This is a genomic window from Candidatus Woesearchaeota archaeon (genome assembly GCA_016192995.1).
In the GTDB taxonomy this organism is placed as follows: Archaea; Nanobdellota; Nanobdellia; order Woesearchaeales; family DSVV01; genus JACPTB01.
In genome coordinates, this window is record JACPTB010000008.1 from 16411 (window position 1) to 33978 (window position 17568).

Annotated in this window: 16 protein-coding genes; 9 read left to right on the top strand and 7 right to left on the bottom strand. The window is 33.3% G+C overall.

Going from position 1 to position 17568, the window contains the following annotated elements; translation table 11 throughout:
* Positions 1-70: 70 nt before the first annotated feature.
* Positions 71-868, top strand: coding sequence for a ParA family protein (locus tag HYY69_06750; protein MBI3033148.1), 798 nt, complete (start codon positions 71-73; stop codon positions 866-868).
* Between the two features lie 42 nt (positions 869-910).
* Here HYY69_06750 and HYY69_06755 read toward each other — a convergent pair whose 3' ends face one another.
* Positions 911-1633: a hypothetical protein gene (locus HYY69_06755; GenBank protein MBI3033149.1), complete on the bottom strand. Its 723-nt coding sequence runs from the start codon at positions 1631-1633 to the stop codon at positions 911-913.
* A gap of 96 nt (positions 1634-1729) precedes the next feature.
* Between HYY69_06755 and HYY69_06760 the strand changes: the two genes are divergently transcribed.
* From HYY69_06760 to HYY69_06770, 3 genes are read left to right on the top strand one after another with little or no spacing between them, the layout of a single operon-like run.
* Entirely contained in the window at positions 1730-1966 is a 237-nt protein-coding gene (locus HYY69_06760; GenBank protein ID MBI3033150.1) for a DUF4258 domain-containing protein, read from the top strand.
* A complete protein-coding gene (locus HYY69_06765; protein MBI3033151.1) occupies positions 1963-2292 on the top strand; it encodes a hypothetical protein in 330 nt (109 codons plus the stop codon). Before HYY69_06760 ends, HYY69_06765 begins: the two co-directional genes overlap by 4 nt.
* A 1-nt stretch (position 2293) precedes the next feature.
* Positions 2294-3037 (top strand): 50S ribosome-binding GTPase, encoded by a 744-nt coding sequence (locus tag HYY69_06770; GenBank protein MBI3033152.1) that lies wholly within the window; start codon positions 2294-2296, stop codon positions 3035-3037.
* Positions 3038-3208: 171 nt separating this feature from the next.
* Here HYY69_06770 and sppA read toward each other — a convergent pair whose 3' ends face one another.
* Positions 3209-4177, bottom strand: coding sequence for a signal peptide peptidase SppA (gene sppA / locus HYY69_06775; GenBank protein MBI3033153.1), 969 nt, complete (start codon positions 4175-4177; stop codon positions 3209-3211).
* Between the two features lie 62 nt (positions 4178-4239).
* Here sppA and eif1A point away from each other — a divergent pair, with 62 nt between their 5' ends.
* Positions 4240-4587, top strand: coding sequence for a translation initiation factor eIF-1A (eif1A, locus tag HYY69_06780; protein ID MBI3033154.1), 348 nt, complete (start codon positions 4240-4242; stop codon positions 4585-4587).
* Positions 4588-4607: 20 nt separating this feature from the next.
* Here eif1A and HYY69_06785 read toward each other — a convergent pair whose 3' ends face one another.
* Both HYY69_06785 and HYY69_06790 read right to left on the bottom strand, forming a co-directional pair.
* A complete protein-coding gene (locus tag HYY69_06785) occupies positions 4608-5303 on the bottom strand; it encodes a hypothetical protein (GenBank protein MBI3033155.1) in 696 nt (231 codons plus the stop codon).
* A 72-nt stretch (positions 5304-5375) separates the two neighbouring features.
* Complete coding sequence (locus HYY69_06790; protein ID MBI3033156.1) at positions 5376-7373, bottom strand: PKD domain-containing protein; 1998 nt, start codon at positions 7371-7373, stop codon at positions 5376-5378.
* Between the two features lie 634 nt (positions 7374-8007).
* Between HYY69_06790 and HYY69_06795 the strand changes: the two genes are divergently transcribed.
* Positions 8008-10095 carry a FecR domain-containing protein gene (locus HYY69_06795; GenBank protein MBI3033157.1) on the top strand — a complete coding sequence of 696 codons (2088 nt, stop codon included), beginning with the start codon at positions 8008-8010 and terminating at the stop codon, positions 10093-10095.
* 9 nt (positions 10096-10104) lie between these two features.
* Positions 10105-12243, top strand: coding sequence for a FecR domain-containing protein (locus HYY69_06800; GenBank protein ID MBI3033158.1), 2139 nt, complete (start codon positions 10105-10107; stop codon positions 12241-12243).
* A gap of 278 nt (positions 12244-12521) precedes the next feature.
* Here HYY69_06800 and HYY69_06805 read toward each other — a convergent pair whose 3' ends face one another.
* Both HYY69_06805 and HYY69_06810 read right to left on the bottom strand, forming a co-directional pair.
* Positions 12522-13043 (bottom strand): hypothetical protein, encoded by a 522-nt coding sequence (locus HYY69_06805; protein MBI3033159.1) that lies wholly within the window; start codon positions 13041-13043, stop codon positions 12522-12524.
* Between the two features lie 105 nt (positions 13044-13148).
* Positions 13149-14207 (bottom strand): hypothetical protein, encoded by a 1059-nt coding sequence (locus HYY69_06810; GenBank protein MBI3033160.1) that lies wholly within the window; start codon positions 14205-14207, stop codon positions 13149-13151.
* 1046 nt (positions 14208-15253) lie between these two features.
* Between HYY69_06810 and HYY69_06815 the strand changes: the two genes are divergently transcribed.
* Together HYY69_06815 and HYY69_06820 are read left to right on the top strand one after the other, a co-directional pair.
* A complete protein-coding gene (locus HYY69_06815) occupies positions 15254-15460 on the top strand; it encodes a hypothetical protein (GenBank protein ID MBI3033161.1) in 207 nt (68 codons plus the stop codon).
* A 390-nt stretch (positions 15461-15850) separates the two neighbouring features.
* Positions 15851-16750, top strand: coding sequence for a class I SAM-dependent methyltransferase (locus HYY69_06820; GenBank protein MBI3033162.1), 900 nt, complete (start codon positions 15851-15853; stop codon positions 16748-16750).
* On the opposite strand, the gene HYY69_06825 is transcribed toward HYY69_06820, so the two are convergent.
* Positions 16751-17461, bottom strand: a complete 711-nt coding sequence (locus HYY69_06825) for a proteasome assembly chaperone family protein (protein ID MBI3033163.1) — start codon at positions 17459-17461, stop codon at positions 16751-16753.
* Positions 17462-17568 lie beyond the last annotated feature (107 nt).

The window sequence follows — 17568 nt, forward strand, 5'->3', positions numbered from 1 at the left end:
ATAATCTTTAAATATGAGTTACTATTTTGAAATAGGAATAGGTGTTATATAGTGAAAAAAAGGTGAAATTATGAGAAAAATTTGTGTTGTTAATGAGAAAGGCGGTGTTGGAAAAACAACAACTGCCGTAAATATCGGCGCTGGACTTTCTCGCATGGATAAAAAAGTGCTTCTTATTGATCTTGATCCACAAGGCAGTGTTGGAACCTGCTTAAATGATATTTCTCAAAAAGATATGTTTGATCTTCTTATGGAGGGCGCTGATATCAGAGAATGCATCAAGCCTCTTGGAAAAAACTTTGATATTATCACCAGCAAAGATAATTTGATTGATGCTGAATTATCATTAGTAACTAAAAAAAATAATCTTGCATTATTGCGAACGAAATTAATTAACTTAACAGATTATGATTATGTTATTATCGACTGCCCGCCGTCATTAAGTCTTTTAACGCAGAATGCTCTCTTATTTGCCCATGAAGCATTTATTCCAGTATCTACTGATTTTCTAGGACTTAAAGGATTGCATAAAGTTCATAAAATGGTAAAAGAATTTGCTGAAAAGTTTGATCATGATATTAAAGTAACAAAAATTGTGCCGACGCTTTTTGATGGGCGTTCACGACATTGCATTAAAATATTAAATGATATCAAAAATGAATATTATGAACTGGTTTCTGATCCTATCCGGGTTAATACTAAACTAAAAGAAGCTCCCCAGCATGGAAAATCAATTTTCAAGTATGCTAATTCCTCCCGAGGAGCAAAGGATTATTTGAAGCTTGTTCAAAGTGTAGTCTATGACGAGCCTCGTTATAATATTAAGGTAAAAACAACTAACGGCAAAGCAGCAATGGCTGCTAATTAGAAAGATTTTTTACATTATTTTCATGTAACATTATTTTTTACCTTAATCTAATCTCAGATCTCTCACTATATATCTCAAATTATTAATAGAGTTATATGCACCCCTGATAGGATCATCTCGATTATATGGTAATTGATCATTTAAACCTAAATGTAATACTGCTCCTAAATTTAAAGTACGTTGATAATCCAACACTTCTTTTGTTGCTTCAATATATTCCTTTAATCTATACAGAGGAAATCTCTGTTTTGCTTCTACCTTTGCACGCTGAGCTTCTTCAGCATTTATTCTTTTGAATGGATGCCACAAACTATACTGCTTCCCTGCTTCAGGATTAGTAACTACAGCATATAAAGCCTGAGCTGTTTCATAAGCTCCTTTAATACGATCATGCATAGCTACAAAAGCATCATATCTACTGGTTTCATATCTTGCTCTATCTCTTTTCACATCTTCAAAAACAGGTTTAATTATATTATAAATCCTTCCTAAACCAGTACTTATTTGTTCTAATAATGATTCGACTGTTTCTTCTCTGTTTACATGAGGATTAGAGGGATAAGTTTGTCCTGCTAAAACGGCTTGAAAAGATCCTCCTGGAATAAATGGACCACCAGTTACTCTGTGTTCAAGGTTTCCATCACCGTTTGGAGTAGGTATAGCAGCATCAGAAGAAGTTACTATGGTTGCTGCTGCTCTTCTTTCAGCAGTTTTCCTTTCTCTTCGTCTCTGTGCTCTTCGGTTAATGGTTTCTCTGCTTGCCATACAAATAGGGTAATAAATGTTTATTTATAAAATTTTGTGAAAATAGAAACCTTTAAATAAAACAAGTTATTACATGTATATACAACGAGGAGTACGGTGGTAACTAAAGACGATCTTTTGATGACAAAGCATGCACAGGATGAAGCAAACGATGACGGTATCTCTCGCGTAGAAATAGCTGAGGCAATTAGCAGAGGACCGCGAGTGATTGAAGGAAAGCATTTTGTAACAGTATACCGAGATTTTACCGTAGTTTATGAAAAAGTAGATGATGCTCGTTTCAAGGTAATAACTGTTCATTTAGGAAGACCAAAAGGGTGGAATATAAAATGAAATGTACAAATTGTAATAAAGGAAACTATCAGAAAAAGAAAGTGTCTTATTTTTTTCTCGGTGAAAAAATAGGAGTTTTTGATGCGTTAGTTTGTAATCAATGCAATGAAACCTTGTTTGAATCAGATGCTTCGAATAAAATTGAAGCAGAAGTTAAAAACAGAGGGTTATGGGGATTACGTGCTCGAACTAAAATTTCAGAAGTTGGTAATGCATTAGACGTAAGAATCCCAAGCAATCTTGCTCGATTTTTTTCCTTGAAAAAAGGTAAAGAAGTCATTTTAGAGCCAATTGATAAAAATAAATTGCAAATAATAGTTAACTAACATGGCAAACTTTTGGAAACTAGTTAATGAAGTTATCGACAGAGCTGACCTTTTGTTAATAGTATTAGATGCTCGGCTTGTTGATGAAACACGAAATATAGAATTAGAAAAAAAAATAACTGTAAAGGGCAAGCCCTTTATCTTAGTATTAAACAAATGCGATCTTACTTCTAAGGAATACCTTGAGAAAAAGAAAAAAACCTTGAAAAATGCTGTTTTTATTTCTTCATTGCAACATTTAGGCACTACCATGTTGCGGGATAAAATATTTGCTACAGCTAAAAAGAAAAAAAATGAGAAAATAACTGTTGGTGTTGTTGGATATCCTAATACCGGCAAAAGCTCGGTGATTAATGCCTTAAAAGGACAGAAATCAGCTCCTGCATCTTCGCAAAGCGGTTATACTAAAGCCATACAGCTTGTTAGAGCTGATAATAGAATTTATTTGATTGATACTCCGGGAGTAATTCCTTTTGAAGAAAAAGATCAGATTAAGCATGCATTAATGGGTGCAATAGATGCAACAAAAGTCAAAGATCCTGATGTTGCAGCGATGAGGTTAATTGAGATTCTTGAAGGAAAAGCAGAAGCTCATTATGGTTTAGAAAAGCAATCAGATAGTGAAGTTGCATTAGAAAAAATAGCAAAAAAGCTTAACAAACTTAAAAAACACAACGAACTTGATCTTGAACTTGTCGGAAGGCTTATTCTTCAGGACTGGCAAAAAGGAAAGATAAAGCTATAATTAGTACCTATTAAGTCTGGGGTTTTAGCGCCTACCTTTGTGAAGCTCTTCTTAATTTCACTTCGGGGATTTTTCGGAGTGCCAGAGAGAAAAATCCCCGAAGTACTCTTCAAAAGCTGAACCGGCGCTAAAACCATGGAAGACTTAATAGGTACTACAATCAAATATCATTTAAGTCTTAATGCTCAATTCTCCTTCCTCCAATAACATGCTTCCAATACCTTTCCCCAGGTAAAATGATCTCTGTAATGACGCTTGAGCAAGCAATTGAAAGAAACTTAATTGATCTTTCATCTCTACAAACTCAACGGTTGTTCCTAATTTTTGCTCTAAATATTTTTTTACTGTATCTTTATTGCCAAGTTCATCGACTAAACCAATCTCATATGCTTCCACACCAAGAAAAATTCTTCCTGTAGCAAGCTCACGAACTTTAGCTGCATCCATGTTTCTATTATGAGCAACTTCCTCAATAAAGTAATTATGAATTTTGTCAAGCGATACTTGAAACAGCGCGCGTTCTTCTTCAGTCAATTCTTTAAAAGGGCTTCCTAAATCCTTATGTTTTCCTGCAACCATTCTTTCATAGGTTACGCCGTATTTGTCCATCAACCCAGTGAACTGAAGGTACGATGCAATGACACCAATACTGCCTGTAATTGACATTCTATTTGCAACAATATGGTCTGCAGCGCTTGCAATCCAATACCCACCTGATGCGCCAACTTCTCTGATTAAAGCGACTGTTGTTTTATTTGCTTGCTTAAGAGCAAGAGCAATTTCATCTGAGGCTACTGCGCTTCCACCCGGGGAGTTGATATCTAATACAATTGCTTTGACTGAATTATCTTCATTTGCTTGTTTTATTTTTTCAATAATCTTCGGCGAAGCAATATATGAACTTCCAAATAATCCTGGCATATCTTCAGTAACAATAACGCCATGCAACGGAATAACTGCGACGTTTCCTGACCTAGAAAAATTATTTGATGCGGTGAACATAACTCCAAAAATAACCAGAGCAATAAGCACAACAATAATCAACCCTATAATACCTAGCACGATAAAAATCTTTTTTCCTGTTCCCGATTCTTTAATCATTGCATCTTTTGGAATTGCTTTCACCATGATTATCACCATGTTCTTGGCAGGTGAGAAGATTTATAAATACTTTGGTTTTTTATTCAATAATGAACAAACCTATGCGTGATAAGCACGGCAATATTCTTTCTGCTGAGGAAGAAGCTCAAGAAGAAATCAGACGGGCTCGACTTCCTAAAGGCAATCAAACATTTGGTGTTCTTGAACAACGTCTTGGCGGCTCTCGGAATAGAGTGCGCTGTATGGATGGCAAAACACGGATTTGCAGAATACCAGGAAGATTAAAAAGAAAACTGTGGGTTAGGGAAGGAGATATTTTGCTTGTTGAACCATGGACTGATGGCGGTGATGAACGCGGCGATATTGTGTTTAAATACAAGCAAAATCAAGTAGAGCATCTTAAAAAAAATGGTCTTCTTAATAATTTGAATGAGTTTGAAGAATTTTGATAAATTAAAAATCACTATTTTTAATTTATCAAACGATCAGGAAAATCACTCATGATCCCATCAACACCTTTTTCTTTAAGTTTTTCAACTTTTTTTGCATCATTAATAGTATACACCAAAACCTGATGGCCTTTTTTCTGCACACTTGAAATATCTCTAAAAATAAGAAATCTGTCGCTAATTACTAAGCAATCAGCTTGCGCTTTTTCAACCACAGCAGTAAGATTTACCGGTACGCCATATAAGGTAACTCCTGTTTTGATTTTTGGATCAAGTTCTTTGATTTTTAAAACTCGGTCATGACGAAAGGAAATAACAACAGCATTATTATGGAAATTGTTTTTTTGAATACTATCAACCATTGGTTGTTCAAGGTCGCAGCCTTTTAATTCAATATACACTTTGAAGTTTTCAGAAGCTTTAGCTTTAATAAGATCAATGACCTGCTGAAATGTAGGGATGGTATGACTCGTTTCTTCCCCTTTAAACCATAATCTTAATTGCTGTAATTCTTCCAATGTTTTTTCATAAACTAAACCGGCAGTTATCGTTAATCTATCAAGAAATTGATCATGAAATACAATTAATTCACCTGATTTACACTGCCAGATGTCTAACTCAATGCCATCAGCACCCATCATTATTGCTTTCTCAAAAGCTGCAAGAGAATTCTCTACTTCATGGCCTGAGGCTCCACGATGAGCAATTTTGAGCATAGCAACCATTTTCATGCTTTATTTTATAAATTTTTTCTAAGAATAAAATATTAAATAATAAAAAATAAAAAATTATTTTCTAACCATCAACATAGCTACCATAAAGCCAACTAATCCAAGTAATACTATCACTAATCCAATGACTAATGCAATGTATACTGGACTGTCTTTAAAGTCAACTTCAACAGGTGTGTCAACAGCAGGTGTAGTGCTTATAACTGGTTGCTGAGGCATAACTGGTGTATCAACAACTTGCACTTGCACATTTTCAGGCTGTGTTTTTTGTGTAGTTGTGCCTACAGTAACTTTTTTGCCTGAAGTGGTTGATGGACTTGTATAACTGTTTGAGTTATCACTTGGTGTAAAACCCTTGTCGCCTGAACTTGATTCAAACTTTTCAGGATGCAAGATTTTATCAATGTCATCTAATACATCATTGATGTCATCTTGTAAATCTTGTGCATCATCTTCTAGTTTGTTATCAGTTGTAGCTCGTTTAAAGTCTTTAACATCATCTTCTAACTCTTGCAGGTCATCTTCTAAATCTCTTAAGTCATCTTCAGCATCATCAATGTCATTTTTGTCATCATCGTCAACTGCTTCTTCGTAGTCATCTTCTAATTTAAACCAATCTTTTTCAAGCTTGTCAAATCTATCTTGTAATTCTTTGAATTTAGCAGCGTCAGTTGTTGGAGCTGGTGTTGCAGCAACAGTAACTGTTTTAGTTGCAGTTGTCTGTGCTTTTCCATCACTTACTGTAAACGTAACTGTATAGGCTCCTGTTGCAGTGTACGTATGTGTAGGACTAAGTACTGTACTGGTAGCGGTATCGCCAAAGTTCCATACATAGGTTAAAGCATCATTGTTTGCATCTGATACAATTCCGGTGAATGGTACTGCTTGATTTACGACAGCTGCTCCGACAGTGAAATCTGCTGTTGGCGCAGTGTTAGGATTTTGCACAGGTTTCAATCCAAGAGCTACATCTACTTTTGCAAGAAGAGCATTGTAGTCATTTATCATGTTATTAAAACTGGTTACAACTCCAGAAAGAACATCAATGATTTTCTGAACATCTGGGTTTTCTGCTTTTTGAACTTCATATTGTTTAATAATTGTATTAAATTGAATAACACTTGTTTGTAAAACATTTAAATTGGCTAAAATTTTACTACGAAGCTCACTAAGTTCATCTTTGTTGTTATCTTCTATTGCATCAGCTACATCCAATTTAAGATCATCTAATACTTTTTGTTGTTGTAGTACAAGTGCATCATCAGTTACACTAATACATTTAACTTCTCCAAATAGTTTAGCACAGGCAAATTCTTCTCCTTGAGTAATTTGTGTTTCTAATGCTTCAAGATCATTTTCAAGTTGAGCAACTTTCTGATCAATCTTTTTGAAAAGCGTATCTAAAACTGTTTCAGGACCTACGTCGCTTTTTAATTCATTGAAACTATTACTTAAATCATCTAAATTGAATAATACTGGTTTAACATCTTCTAAGTATTCTGCTTGAACAAGATCATTGTTTTTATTTGGTTCAGCAGCGAAATTATCTGAAATATGATTATATGCCTTTTCTACTTCAACAAGATTCTTTTCAATATCTAATGCTTCTTCTAATAATTCACTACCACAAACATGGGAAGTAGCAAAAAGAGCTACCATATTTGGATCTTCAACCCAATTATTATCCGGTTTAAAAGCAATGAATCCATTACTCTTATCAAGCGTGAACGTATATTTATTTGTCAACATATCAGTAACTTCTACTTGTAATTTTTGGTTAGTATATGACTTTTCAGTACATAAATTACCTAAATTAATATTTTCTAAAGAATAATCAACAAACTGGCAATATTTTTCTCCGCTGCAAGGAATTTGCCCAACACCATTAAGTGTTACAGAAAAAATACCATCATCATTAGTAAGCGTGTACGTTAATGTTGGTTCATCTTGAAGCAGATAAACATACGCGTTTCCTTCAAGAGGTGCTTCAGCACTGACAAAGCTTGCTAAAACAACCATTAATACAATAAATAACATACTTTTGATATATTTCATGTGAGTCTACCCCCTCAACTAAACACTACAACATAGCAGTGCTACTGGGTAGTAATCATTAACTAATATATAAATGTTATGTATCTTTTACACTATGTAGTGGTGAATTAATGGTTTTAGTTCCCCTACTTTTGCCATCGTTCTGCATGTCTCTTGCGGGCTTCTGCTAAAGAGATAGTATTCTCTGAAGAAAGGAGAAATTCACGTAATTGCTCTTTAATAGCTGTTGTTACCATCCTATAACAGCTATAGCTACTATAGATATAAATTTTTCGAACAAATGGCTCTGTCCCGAATCTCGGCTTACGCCTCGGTTTTGGTGCCGTGATTATCCCACTTGTTGATAAGAAGGAAAAAATTCCCATTGGAATTCCCTTTTTTCTCGATTATTTATTCTTAAGATAATCACAAGCATGGCACCAATTCAGCAACCACCATCAGCTCGGCTTAAGATGCAGTTATCGATTGTGCTATCCTCTCTGGAACCTCGGATAGCACTCGATGAAAGATAAGAAGAGCCTCGCAAAAAAGATGGTGGCACTTTTCGCAATATCACTTACAAATTGGATTGTGCGAGTGATGGTAATATTTATATACTACTTTCCTGTAAAAAGGTGCTTAAAGAGGTGTTGGTGTGCAGAAAAGGCATATTCACAAACTAGTGATCATTCTTATTTTTGCACTATTATTAATTGATAGTGCAATAGCATTTTCTTTCAAAAATTGGCTTACTGGCTTTATTGCCTATGATTTAGAAACACAAAAATGTGAGGATCAGAATTCTGTTTGTAAAAAAGATTGTCTTACCCCTTATACTTCTTGTTTAAGGACATGCGATGCCAAAACTACATCGGTACCAGATAGTTGTTTAATTAGCTGTAACACCCAAAGTACTAGTTGTAGCACCACTTGCAGACAAACCCATGCAAGTTGTGTAGAATCAGTCCGTGCTGGTACTACTAGAATGACCTTAACAATATGCGATCAAAATGCAAGAGCATGTTCTAACACTTGTGCACAGAGTAAAACTAGTTGTACGGTGTCATGCAATTCAGAATTTAATCTAACTGCTTGTAAGGATGTCTGTACTCAAACAGAAAATAAGTGTAACCAAAATAATAAAATTTGCGATGACCAACTTCTTACCTGTAAACAACAAGTAGAACAACAATATCCGCCCAAAGACTGTTCTTTAGAAAATATGAAGCATAATGAATTTAAATGCAAAACAACAAGAATTTTACAGCAGTGTATTGATGGAACATTGATTAATATTCCCTGCGAAAATGGCTGTAATTCAGTGCAAAATATATGCAATGCTCCAATTGTACCAAGATCTATAATTCCCTCTAATCAATCAAAGTCAAGCACAAGAGCCGAAGTGCCTCAAAGAACACTACCATCTGAAATTCAAACATCATCTACTGCCACTCAACCCACAACGACAAGAACAGAACCTTTAGTAACAAGGCAACTCTCCATAACTCAACAAGAAAATCTTAAAAAAAGAATAGACCAATTGCTTGAATCTAAACAAGCAGGAAGAATAACTGATGAAGAGTTTGATCAAGAAATCAAAAGCAAAACACAAAGTAGTGAGGAGATTTGTTCGGTCATGACTGATTATACTCCCGACGATCCTTGTTATCAACAAGTTATTGCTCAAGACGATGTTTGCTGCACTGGTGAACAAGGATGGGACAATTTTTGTGAAAATTCTTATGCTGCTTGCGCAGATCCTGAAAGTTTTAATAACAAAGTATGCCAAGGTACATCACCTTATAACAATCAGAATGGATGTTATATTGAAACTATAAAGCTTGATGTTATGTGCTGTGATGAAGGATGGGATGAATTTTGCCAGGAAGAATATGACGCGCTTTTACAAAACGGTGATTGTGAAGTACCTGAGGAATTAGACGATGATATAAAAGATGATGATTTTGAATATGATGAAGAAGATTTTACTGTTCCGGATGTCTTTGGTTTTGATGTTGATATTAACAGTGAATTTGAAGATAATTTAGAGGTTGAAAGAATTAGGGAGGATTTTGAATTTGATCCAGAAGCAGAAGGGATTGATTTTGGTGACGAACTGGAGCAACAAGCAAGCGATCAACTAGCTGAGGAAATTATTCTTGAAGAGCTTAAACAAGCTTCTCCTGAATCACTCGAAGAACAAGAAGAGCTTGAAATTCAAAAAAGACTGGCAAATAATAGGTTTGTAGTGCTTAAAACAGAAGGAGACAATAATATCAGGTTGGGACGAAACCAGCATCGAATTCTTGAAAAAGGAACCTCATTAGCTCAAGGGAGCAGGCTGCAAACAGGAACTCTAGGAATTATTATCTTAGCCACTAATGAATTAAAAATTCGTGCTGAACCAGCATCAAAAATAGAAATTAAAAAAATAAAACAAAAAAAGACTATAAAAGAATTGGAAATAAGCCTTGAATATGGTCTTATAAAAATGAATAAAAACAAAGATGCATTATCAAAGGTTATTGTTGAAACACCAAATGCAATTATTGAAGTTAATGGCGGTGTAGAGATCTCCTATAATCAGAATGATACAACAACAAATGTCAAGGTTGCTGATGGATCTGCGCTTGTTAAAAGCAAAGTAGAATCACAAGTAACAGAAGTATTTAAAAATACTGAAACCAACGTAGAAGGAACTCCAAATATATTATTAAGATTTGCGTATTTTATTAAAGGATAAGTGAAGACTATGAAAAAGTATTTAATTATCATGATCAGCGGCATATTCATAAGCTTATTACTCTTAACAGGGAGTATGATTCTTTCGTCACCTTCTTGCGTGGGTTCCTTAAAACAAAGCATGACTGGTTTTGTTGCTGCAGAACTTACTCAAAATCAATGTGAAACAGTGTTTAATAGCTGTTCAACTGACTGCAATGCATGGTTAGATACCTGCAATCAAAAATGCGATTCTGGTTCAATTATTGAAGAGTGTTATAGCTACTGCAGTAAGCAAGACCCAAACTGTTCAGGAAAATGCGCTACAACCTACGATACTTGTTTCAAGGCAGAGCGTCAAAAACGAACACCTCTTAGTGAAATTACTAAACTATGCACCCAACAGAAAAATACCTGTGAACAAGAATGCAATCCTAAAATAGGTGAATGTCGAGAAAGCTGCAAGCAAAAAACAGATCCAGCAAGCTGTAAACAAAAGTGTGCAACTAAAAAACAGGAAACATGCGACAAGAGTTGTAATACAGGGTTAGAACAATGTAAAGTTGCTTCTACTTCAACTCGAATTGGAGAAGAAATAGTCTCAACTTCACGCGGAAGGCAGACGCAGCAACAAGTAGCTTCAACTCTTGAAGTAAGAACAGAGAACAGAGGGAGTGAAGTTGCTTCTGTAACACCGCAACAGACTGCAGCGCGTCCTCAACAATCAATACCAACAACATCTCAACAGCAACCTCAACCACAAATAAAAGTTGATGATTACAAAAAAAGAATTGATGCTTTATTAGACGCTGTAAAAAATGGCAAAGTTACTGATGAAAATTTTGCTAAGAACATGGAACGTTTGCAAAAAACATTTCCGCAACTTAATACAACTCAAGCAGCATCGCTTTTGAAAGATATTAAAGCTGGGGTTAAAACATACGATGATTTAAAACAATTACTCTACCAATCAATTGAAACACCAGATACTCAATCTTTATCTCAAAAGTCTGAATATAAGGAAAAAGATAATAAACAAGAACAAGGAGATTTAGAAGAAGCTCCTGATGATGAAAATACTGTTGACGAAGAAAAAAATAAACTTCAAGAAGAAACTGATGATGCGATCAAAGATGCCATCAAGCAAGATGCAAATGTTGAAGAATCTGACTTAAACCCAGAAGAAGATGATTTAGAACAATGGCTGGATGAAGAATTTACCGATGATACTGCAGATACAACAACTAGTGTTGAAGATGAATTTACAAATGATGAAAGTGATGCATTCGGATCAGATGACGAATTTGATATCAGCACCTTTGAAGAAGAATTTAATACTGATGATTATGGATTTGATGATTTTGGTACAGATGATGCAGATTCTTTTGGAGATGAGTTTAACAATGAAGCAACAGATGAGTTTTCTGATACCGAACTAACTGATCAAAGCGAGGGGTCGCTTGAAGGTATTGATGCTACAACAGATCAAGCTCCTTTTACAGATGGTGAACTTACTTCCGAAGAAGATCTCTCTTTAGAACAAGCATTAGGTGAAGAAGTACTTGAAGAAGAAACACCTGCAGTAGATGAAACTCAAGCTGACGCTGAACAACAAACAACAGAAGAAGAGAAAAAAGATCTGGAAGCAGCAAGTACTGGGGATAAAATAATTATTAAACAAATTGATGGCACTGATGTAAGAATAATTGATGAAACTATTACCCAAGCGCACACTGGTGCGATAGTAAGAGAGAAAACAAGAATAGTTACCGGACAGGAAAGTTCAACCAATATTGATTACAAGAAAAACATACAGGCAAGAATTGATCAAAATTCTGAAGTTTTAGTTAAAAAATTAGAAAAGAAGAATTTTGTTGAATCTGTTCGTTTAAAACAAGAAACAGGCACAAGCACCTATAAAATAACAAAAACACCGGAAATTAAGCCTGATATTGAAACACCAAATGCTATTGTAAGAATAGATGGCGTTGTTGAAGTTAATTACCATCGAGATTCATTAACAACAACGGTCAGAGTATTTGAAGGAAAAGCATATGTAACCAGTTTAGTAAAAAAAAGCGCAACACCTGAACCATTAACCGAAAAACAACAAACAACTATTAAGGGCAAGCCTAATTTACTTATGAGAATTGCGAATGCATTACGTTAAAATATTTATAAACTTTCTGTTTTAATGCTATTATTTAAGAAAAGTTTTCCGTTTTAATAGCGTTATTTCTGAAAGGTGGGTTAGTAATAGTGGCATTTAGTAGAAAGAAACTTTTAGAGAACTTTGCAAAATACTCGCAAAGCTCGGGTTACTGCCAGTTCGCATGGAGATATATCTTTAACAAAGCAATTTTCTCTCTGGAACCTCGAAAATTGCTTGATATACATTTCGAAAATGCTCACAAAATCGGCAGTAACCATAATTTTGCAAAGTTCTCCTTACATAATAGGCATTTCTTTTTCTTGATTTTTCTCTTGAACAGTCTGACTAATCTTTTCATTCTTAATGGATTTCTGCAATTCAACAATATATCGTTGAGTTGCATCTAAATTATCCAATATTCTTTTCTTTGATTTTTCAAACGCATTTTCCAGCGTAGAACCATTCATTTTATAGCCAATAACCATCTTCTTTTCAGCACTGACAAAACTGGTTTTAGTAATGAAATCCAATAATAACCATCGTTTAAGATAATCATACATGGTTTGGCGGGTGATGCCAGCATACATAGCCATTTCTTCAACAGTAATGATTGCTTTGGAAGGATCCTTTTCTCTCAACGCTGTTTTCTGACGTTCGTATAATTCTAATAATACTTTGTGTATTTTATCTGTAGCATTGTTTTTTCTTGGCAGTAAACCTATTCTTGCAATGATAATTTGAGCTAATTGCTCAGCATCAGGATTAAGACTTGGTTCATGATTGGTTAAGATTATTTTTTCTTGGGGCATACATATCAAAATAAATTCTGATACAATACCTATATATAGTTTGTGATTATACCGACAAATAGTTTAATAAATGATTGAAAGATTTAAGAAATAGATCAACTTGCACTGATTAATTTATTTAAAATCATACTTTACTAAACAATTCCATCGTCTATAAAACTCTGCATTAAATACGCTTTGTGCTTCTCTTGTTAAATTAGTGCAACTAACAAAAATTTGTAAATCTTTAAGATGAGGTAGAACTAAAATATCATAAGTGATATCTAAATCTGATTTTAATCGTTTATGTACTCTTTGCAGAGCACGATGTAAATATTTATCTACTAACCTATAACATTTATCAGGATCACTTATTTTCGAAGTTTTAAACATAAATGTATAACTACTATGATTATCTTCTTCCCATGTTAAACCATCATAAGGTCTTGACCTTACACGTGATCTTTGAAAATATTCTTCAGCAGATGTAGCCAAGACTCGCCAAACTCGAGGAATAAGCCTACCTAATAGATTAGATCCATTAATAGGATTTTCTAAATAACTTTCTTTGCCACTATTTACAATATTAGCTTTCGCTTCAGTTTGCAACCAATCCAATGCAGATTCAAAATTTCCCTGTTCAATAATTAATCTTTCTAAAGCTATTCCTTTAAATCCACGCGTAAAACCACCATAAAGTCCATTTCGCATAACATATAATCTTAATGCTCGAATATCTCGCCTTATAACAGGTGGTATATCAGGATATTGGCGAGAATAAACAATAGGGGGCAAGTGATCAGCTTCTTTTACAGAAAGTATAGCCATATTAATAGGAAATTTTTGAGTAATTGCTCGGCGTTCTACACGACCATTGGTACGGAAAGTTGAACCAGTAGGTAACAAATGTTCTACTATCCTCACTTTATGCTCTAAATCTAATTCGTCTTCAGTAATCACACCTATATCAAAATCAGATTGATATCTATCATCTGGAGCTTTAGGATCAACAACTGCAGTCAAACGTTCCAAACTTGTAGATCCCAAATACATAATTTCAAACTTAGTCTCAATAAGTTTTCTTCTCTCACTTAACTCTTGTCGTAAACTTCGACCAATACGTTCGATTCTCCTTACAAAAGTTTCAGATTTAGCAAGATCATCATTAAATTCTGCAATAGATGAATAAACCATAATATCACTTTAATTTATGTCACTGTTTTAATTTAAAAAATACAAACAAGTGGATTATATAAATCTTTCTAATATTAACTATTTATTAGTAACAATAATGACTGATGAATAAACTAAATTATTTAGCTTAAACTCACTTTTATCACTAAATTAATGGTGCCTAATTCTAAGTTTCACAAATTATTCATTTTCTGAAATTTTAGCTGTTACTGTAACTATTAAAATTGGCAAAACTAACAGTTCAAATCAAGACATATATCAGATTACATATTTTAATCAAAAACATATCGAAAAGTTAAGTTAAATAAATCTAAGGTCTAACTGATAACAACAAACCATGTAAAATCAAGACAAATTTGCTTAAAACTTTTTAGCAGTTAGTTGAGATTAAATCGCTTAAAATATTTTAGCAGAAATTGACAAAAAATCTCAATTAATTAGAGATAAAAAAATCAACTAAAAGCACAATAGTTAAGTAGATATATCAGACCCATACACTAATAGTCTCACTAATTAAGTGAAATTAGATAAATTTAAGCTTATAATATTCAATTAAAGATTAAATATTATTATCAAAACTAATTAAACCTCAAATAAACAAAAAATACAGCTTAAAACCACTTAAACCACGTTTAAAACGCCTATAAAACCTCATTTCCACCTAATAAATTAGCAGATTCGGCATTATTCCTAACTAACAAAAAACATTAAAACTGCCTTTTTCTTGGATCATACCGAATTTCAAACAAATTTCGTTAAAAATACCATAAATTCATCCAAAATACCGACTTTATAATCAAAACTAGTTTACTTTCCTTTGATTGATGAAGCCCCCCTTAACAACAAAAAGTATGGCCAACTCATGATTTTTGATGGTTTAATATTAATGTAGTGTAAAATACCGACAAACTAAACTATTTAAGCAAAAATTGAACTTTTAAAACAATTTTTCGATGATGTGATTTATTGAAAAATAGGGAAGATATATACTAAAAACTATAAATATTTATAAAATAGATATGTAGCTACTTTATGAAGGTGAAAATATGTTTGACAATAAAAACTCCCAGATAAAACATGCATTCAACAAGGTAAAAAGTGATATAAGCGGTTTAAACGCTAATATGCAAGCTATAAAAGCGAATAGCAATGATTGGATTATGTATCTTAATGCTGAAAACAAACAACTTCAGGTCAAAGTAATCCAATTAGAAACACGACTTAAACTATTAGAAGAAACTATTCAAAGATAGCTGTAGAACAGCTATAACATCATAATTTAGCTATATTTTTACTTAAAATATTCAAGCAAAAACAATATTTATTAAAATAACAATATTGCTCACGAATAAAAATAGTATATAATTCCGACTAAAATAAAAAACTGCTAAAAATTTATTAGCAGGGTATTTTATGAATAAAATCAAAAATTGATAAAAATATTTAAGCAATAAAAATATAAAAAGTGAGAGATAGTAATAAAGCAAAAAGTAACAAAAGACTATTGTTCCAAATAGCTTCACATAAAACACGAAGCAGAAGATGTAAAAACATCCAGATTATTTATGTTGTTTATAATAAAGATGAAAAACACTATTAATAGTTACCCACCATGTGTTTTGGATAGAAAAGTGAGAGATTTTATGGTTAAACTGACACCAACAATAGTAGAACATTATCAAGAACTTTTTGATCTGGGTAAACCTGGAGATTTATTTAAAGATCCTTCAGTTGCGCAAAGATACGAACAGGATGCAGCTGCTGTATTTGGAAAAGAGCTTGCAGGTTATGATGATGAGATTGATGGAGTTTTAAATATTACAACATACTCCCCAGATGATACTATTGTTGATCTTGGTTGTGGAACTGGACTTTCTACAAGAAGAATTCTGGAAAAAAATCCAAGAAAAGTGATAGGTATTGATTTTTCTGAAGCAATGTTAGCTGAAGCAGGAAAAAAGTTTGAACATGAGCCAAAAATTGAACTTAAAATAGGTAATGCAGAAGAACTCTCTGATCTTGTTCAAGAAGTTGATAAAGTTGTTTCAGTAGCAGTTTTCAAGTATTTTCCAGATCTTGATAAAGTATTACCGCAGATTTATGCTGTACTTAAACCAGAAGGAGAGTATGTTTTTAGCGTACCTATTATTGATCAAGAACATCCATCACTTGAAAGATCATTTCTCAAGACTGTTGAAGAAGTACTTTTAGATATGTTTGGCAAAAAAGTGGAATTACCATGTCCAAATACAGGACAAGAACCAAAATATGCAAAACAAGATCTTGAAACAAAGGTACGCAGAAATGGATTTACTTTAAAAGTATATAAAGAAGTTCCTTTAGCTTATTCTAAGAATAATCTTATGACCATGTACCAGAATATGTTAACGTATCTTGAAGCTGGATTAGAATATAGTTTATCTGATAAACAAAAAGCACAAGAAATTACCACAAGAGTACGAGAGAAATTAGAACACAGTTATCGTGAAGATAAGGAATATGTATTTGGCAAAGAAGCATATGTTTGTTTGGTTAAAAGATAACTATCCAACATAACTCAATTGCTTTTTCTTAGCATCTTCTTGTACATTTGCTGATTGTTCAAGAAGTCCTTTTATTTTTTCTTCAAATTTCTTTGCCATTTCCAATAATGGTTTTGTATCAACATCTATGCCAAGATAACCATGCAATAACTCAATTAATTTAGCTGCTGCTTTGCTGTCAGGAAGAGAACTTGCTGTATCTGCAAATAAGGCTACCACAGGAACACTATTTGTTTTTAACAATAAAGCTGATGTTATTCCAATAATAATCCCTTCGTTTAATGGTTCAGATAAAACAGATAATTTTTTTGCTGCTGGCTGATGCTTGGTATAATAAAATGATTTTGGCTGGCGTAATGGCTGTGTTGAACCAACACCTTCCAAACTGATAATTTCTTTTGCTTTTGTTTGTTGAGCAATATCTTCTATAATTTTCTGTAATTTCCATTCTATGCCAGAAGTGCTTATAATTGAATGAATAATGACCAGATTATACTTTTTATTATAATAAATGCTTAACGGATATAATATCTTACCACCGTGTATGGTTAATGTTGCAGCTAATTCTTCAAATATATGATATCCAATTAATTCACATTCTAAATGCTGAAGAAGATATTCTGTTGTTATGGTACCAACCAAGCCAAACCCTGGAAAACCTTCGACAATAATAACATTGGTTGGTTTTTTTGTCAAACTAATTAAAGCCATATTATTTTTGATAACTTATGGTATTTAAGTGTTTTGTTTTTTTATTAAAGTACTACTCAAAAATAGAAACTATTTATAGATAGTACTTTAATAAAAAACTGACATAA

What these genes read in the sequence shown, in the direction of transcription:
- HYY69_06750 (MBI3033148.1), top strand. Translation starts at nt 71, where the DNA reads ATGAGAAAAATTTGTGTTGTTAATGAGAAAGGCGGTGTTGGAAAAACA.
- HYY69_06755 (MBI3033149.1), bottom strand. Translation starts at nt 1,633, where the DNA reads ATGGCAAGCAGAGAAACCATTAACCGAAGAGCACAGAGACGAAGAGAA.
- HYY69_06765 (MBI3033151.1), top strand. Translation starts at nt 1,963, where the DNA reads ATGAAATGTACAAATTGTAATAAAGGAAACTATCAGAAAAAGAAAGTG.
- HYY69_06770 (MBI3033152.1), top strand. Translation starts at nt 2,294, where the DNA reads ATGGCAAACTTTTGGAAACTAGTTAATGAAGTTATCGACAGAGCTGAC.
- sppA (MBI3033153.1), bottom strand. Translation starts at nt 4,177, where the DNA reads ATGGTGATAATCATGGTGAAAGCAATTCCAAAAGATGCAATGATTAAA.
- eif1A (MBI3033154.1), top strand. Translation starts at nt 4,240, where the DNA reads ATGCGTGATAAGCACGGCAATATTCTTTCTGCTGAGGAAGAAGCTCAA.
- HYY69_06785 (MBI3033155.1), bottom strand. Translation starts at nt 5,303, where the DNA reads ATGCTCAAAATTGCTCATCGTGGAGCCTCAGGCCATGAAGTAGAGAAT.
- HYY69_06790 (MBI3033156.1), bottom strand. Translation starts at nt 7,373, where the DNA reads ATGAAATATATCAAAAGTATGTTATTTATTGTATTAATGGTTGTTTTA.
- HYY69_06800 (MBI3033158.1), top strand. Translation starts at nt 10,105, where the DNA reads ATGAAAAAGTATTTAATTATCATGATCAGCGGCATATTCATAAGCTTA.
- HYY69_06810 (MBI3033160.1), bottom strand. Translation starts at nt 14,207, where the DNA reads ATGGTTTATTCATCTATTGCAGAATTTAATGATGATCTTGCTAAATCT.
- HYY69_06815 (MBI3033161.1), top strand. Translation starts at nt 15,254, where the DNA reads ATGTTTGACAATAAAAACTCCCAGATAAAACATGCATTCAACAAGGTA.
- HYY69_06820 (MBI3033162.1), top strand. Translation starts at nt 15,851, where the DNA reads ATGGTTAAACTGACACCAACAATAGTAGAACATTATCAAGAACTTTTT.
- HYY69_06825 (MBI3033163.1), bottom strand. Translation starts at nt 17,461, where the DNA reads ATGGCTTTAATTAGTTTGACAAAAAAACCAACCAATGTTATTATTGTC.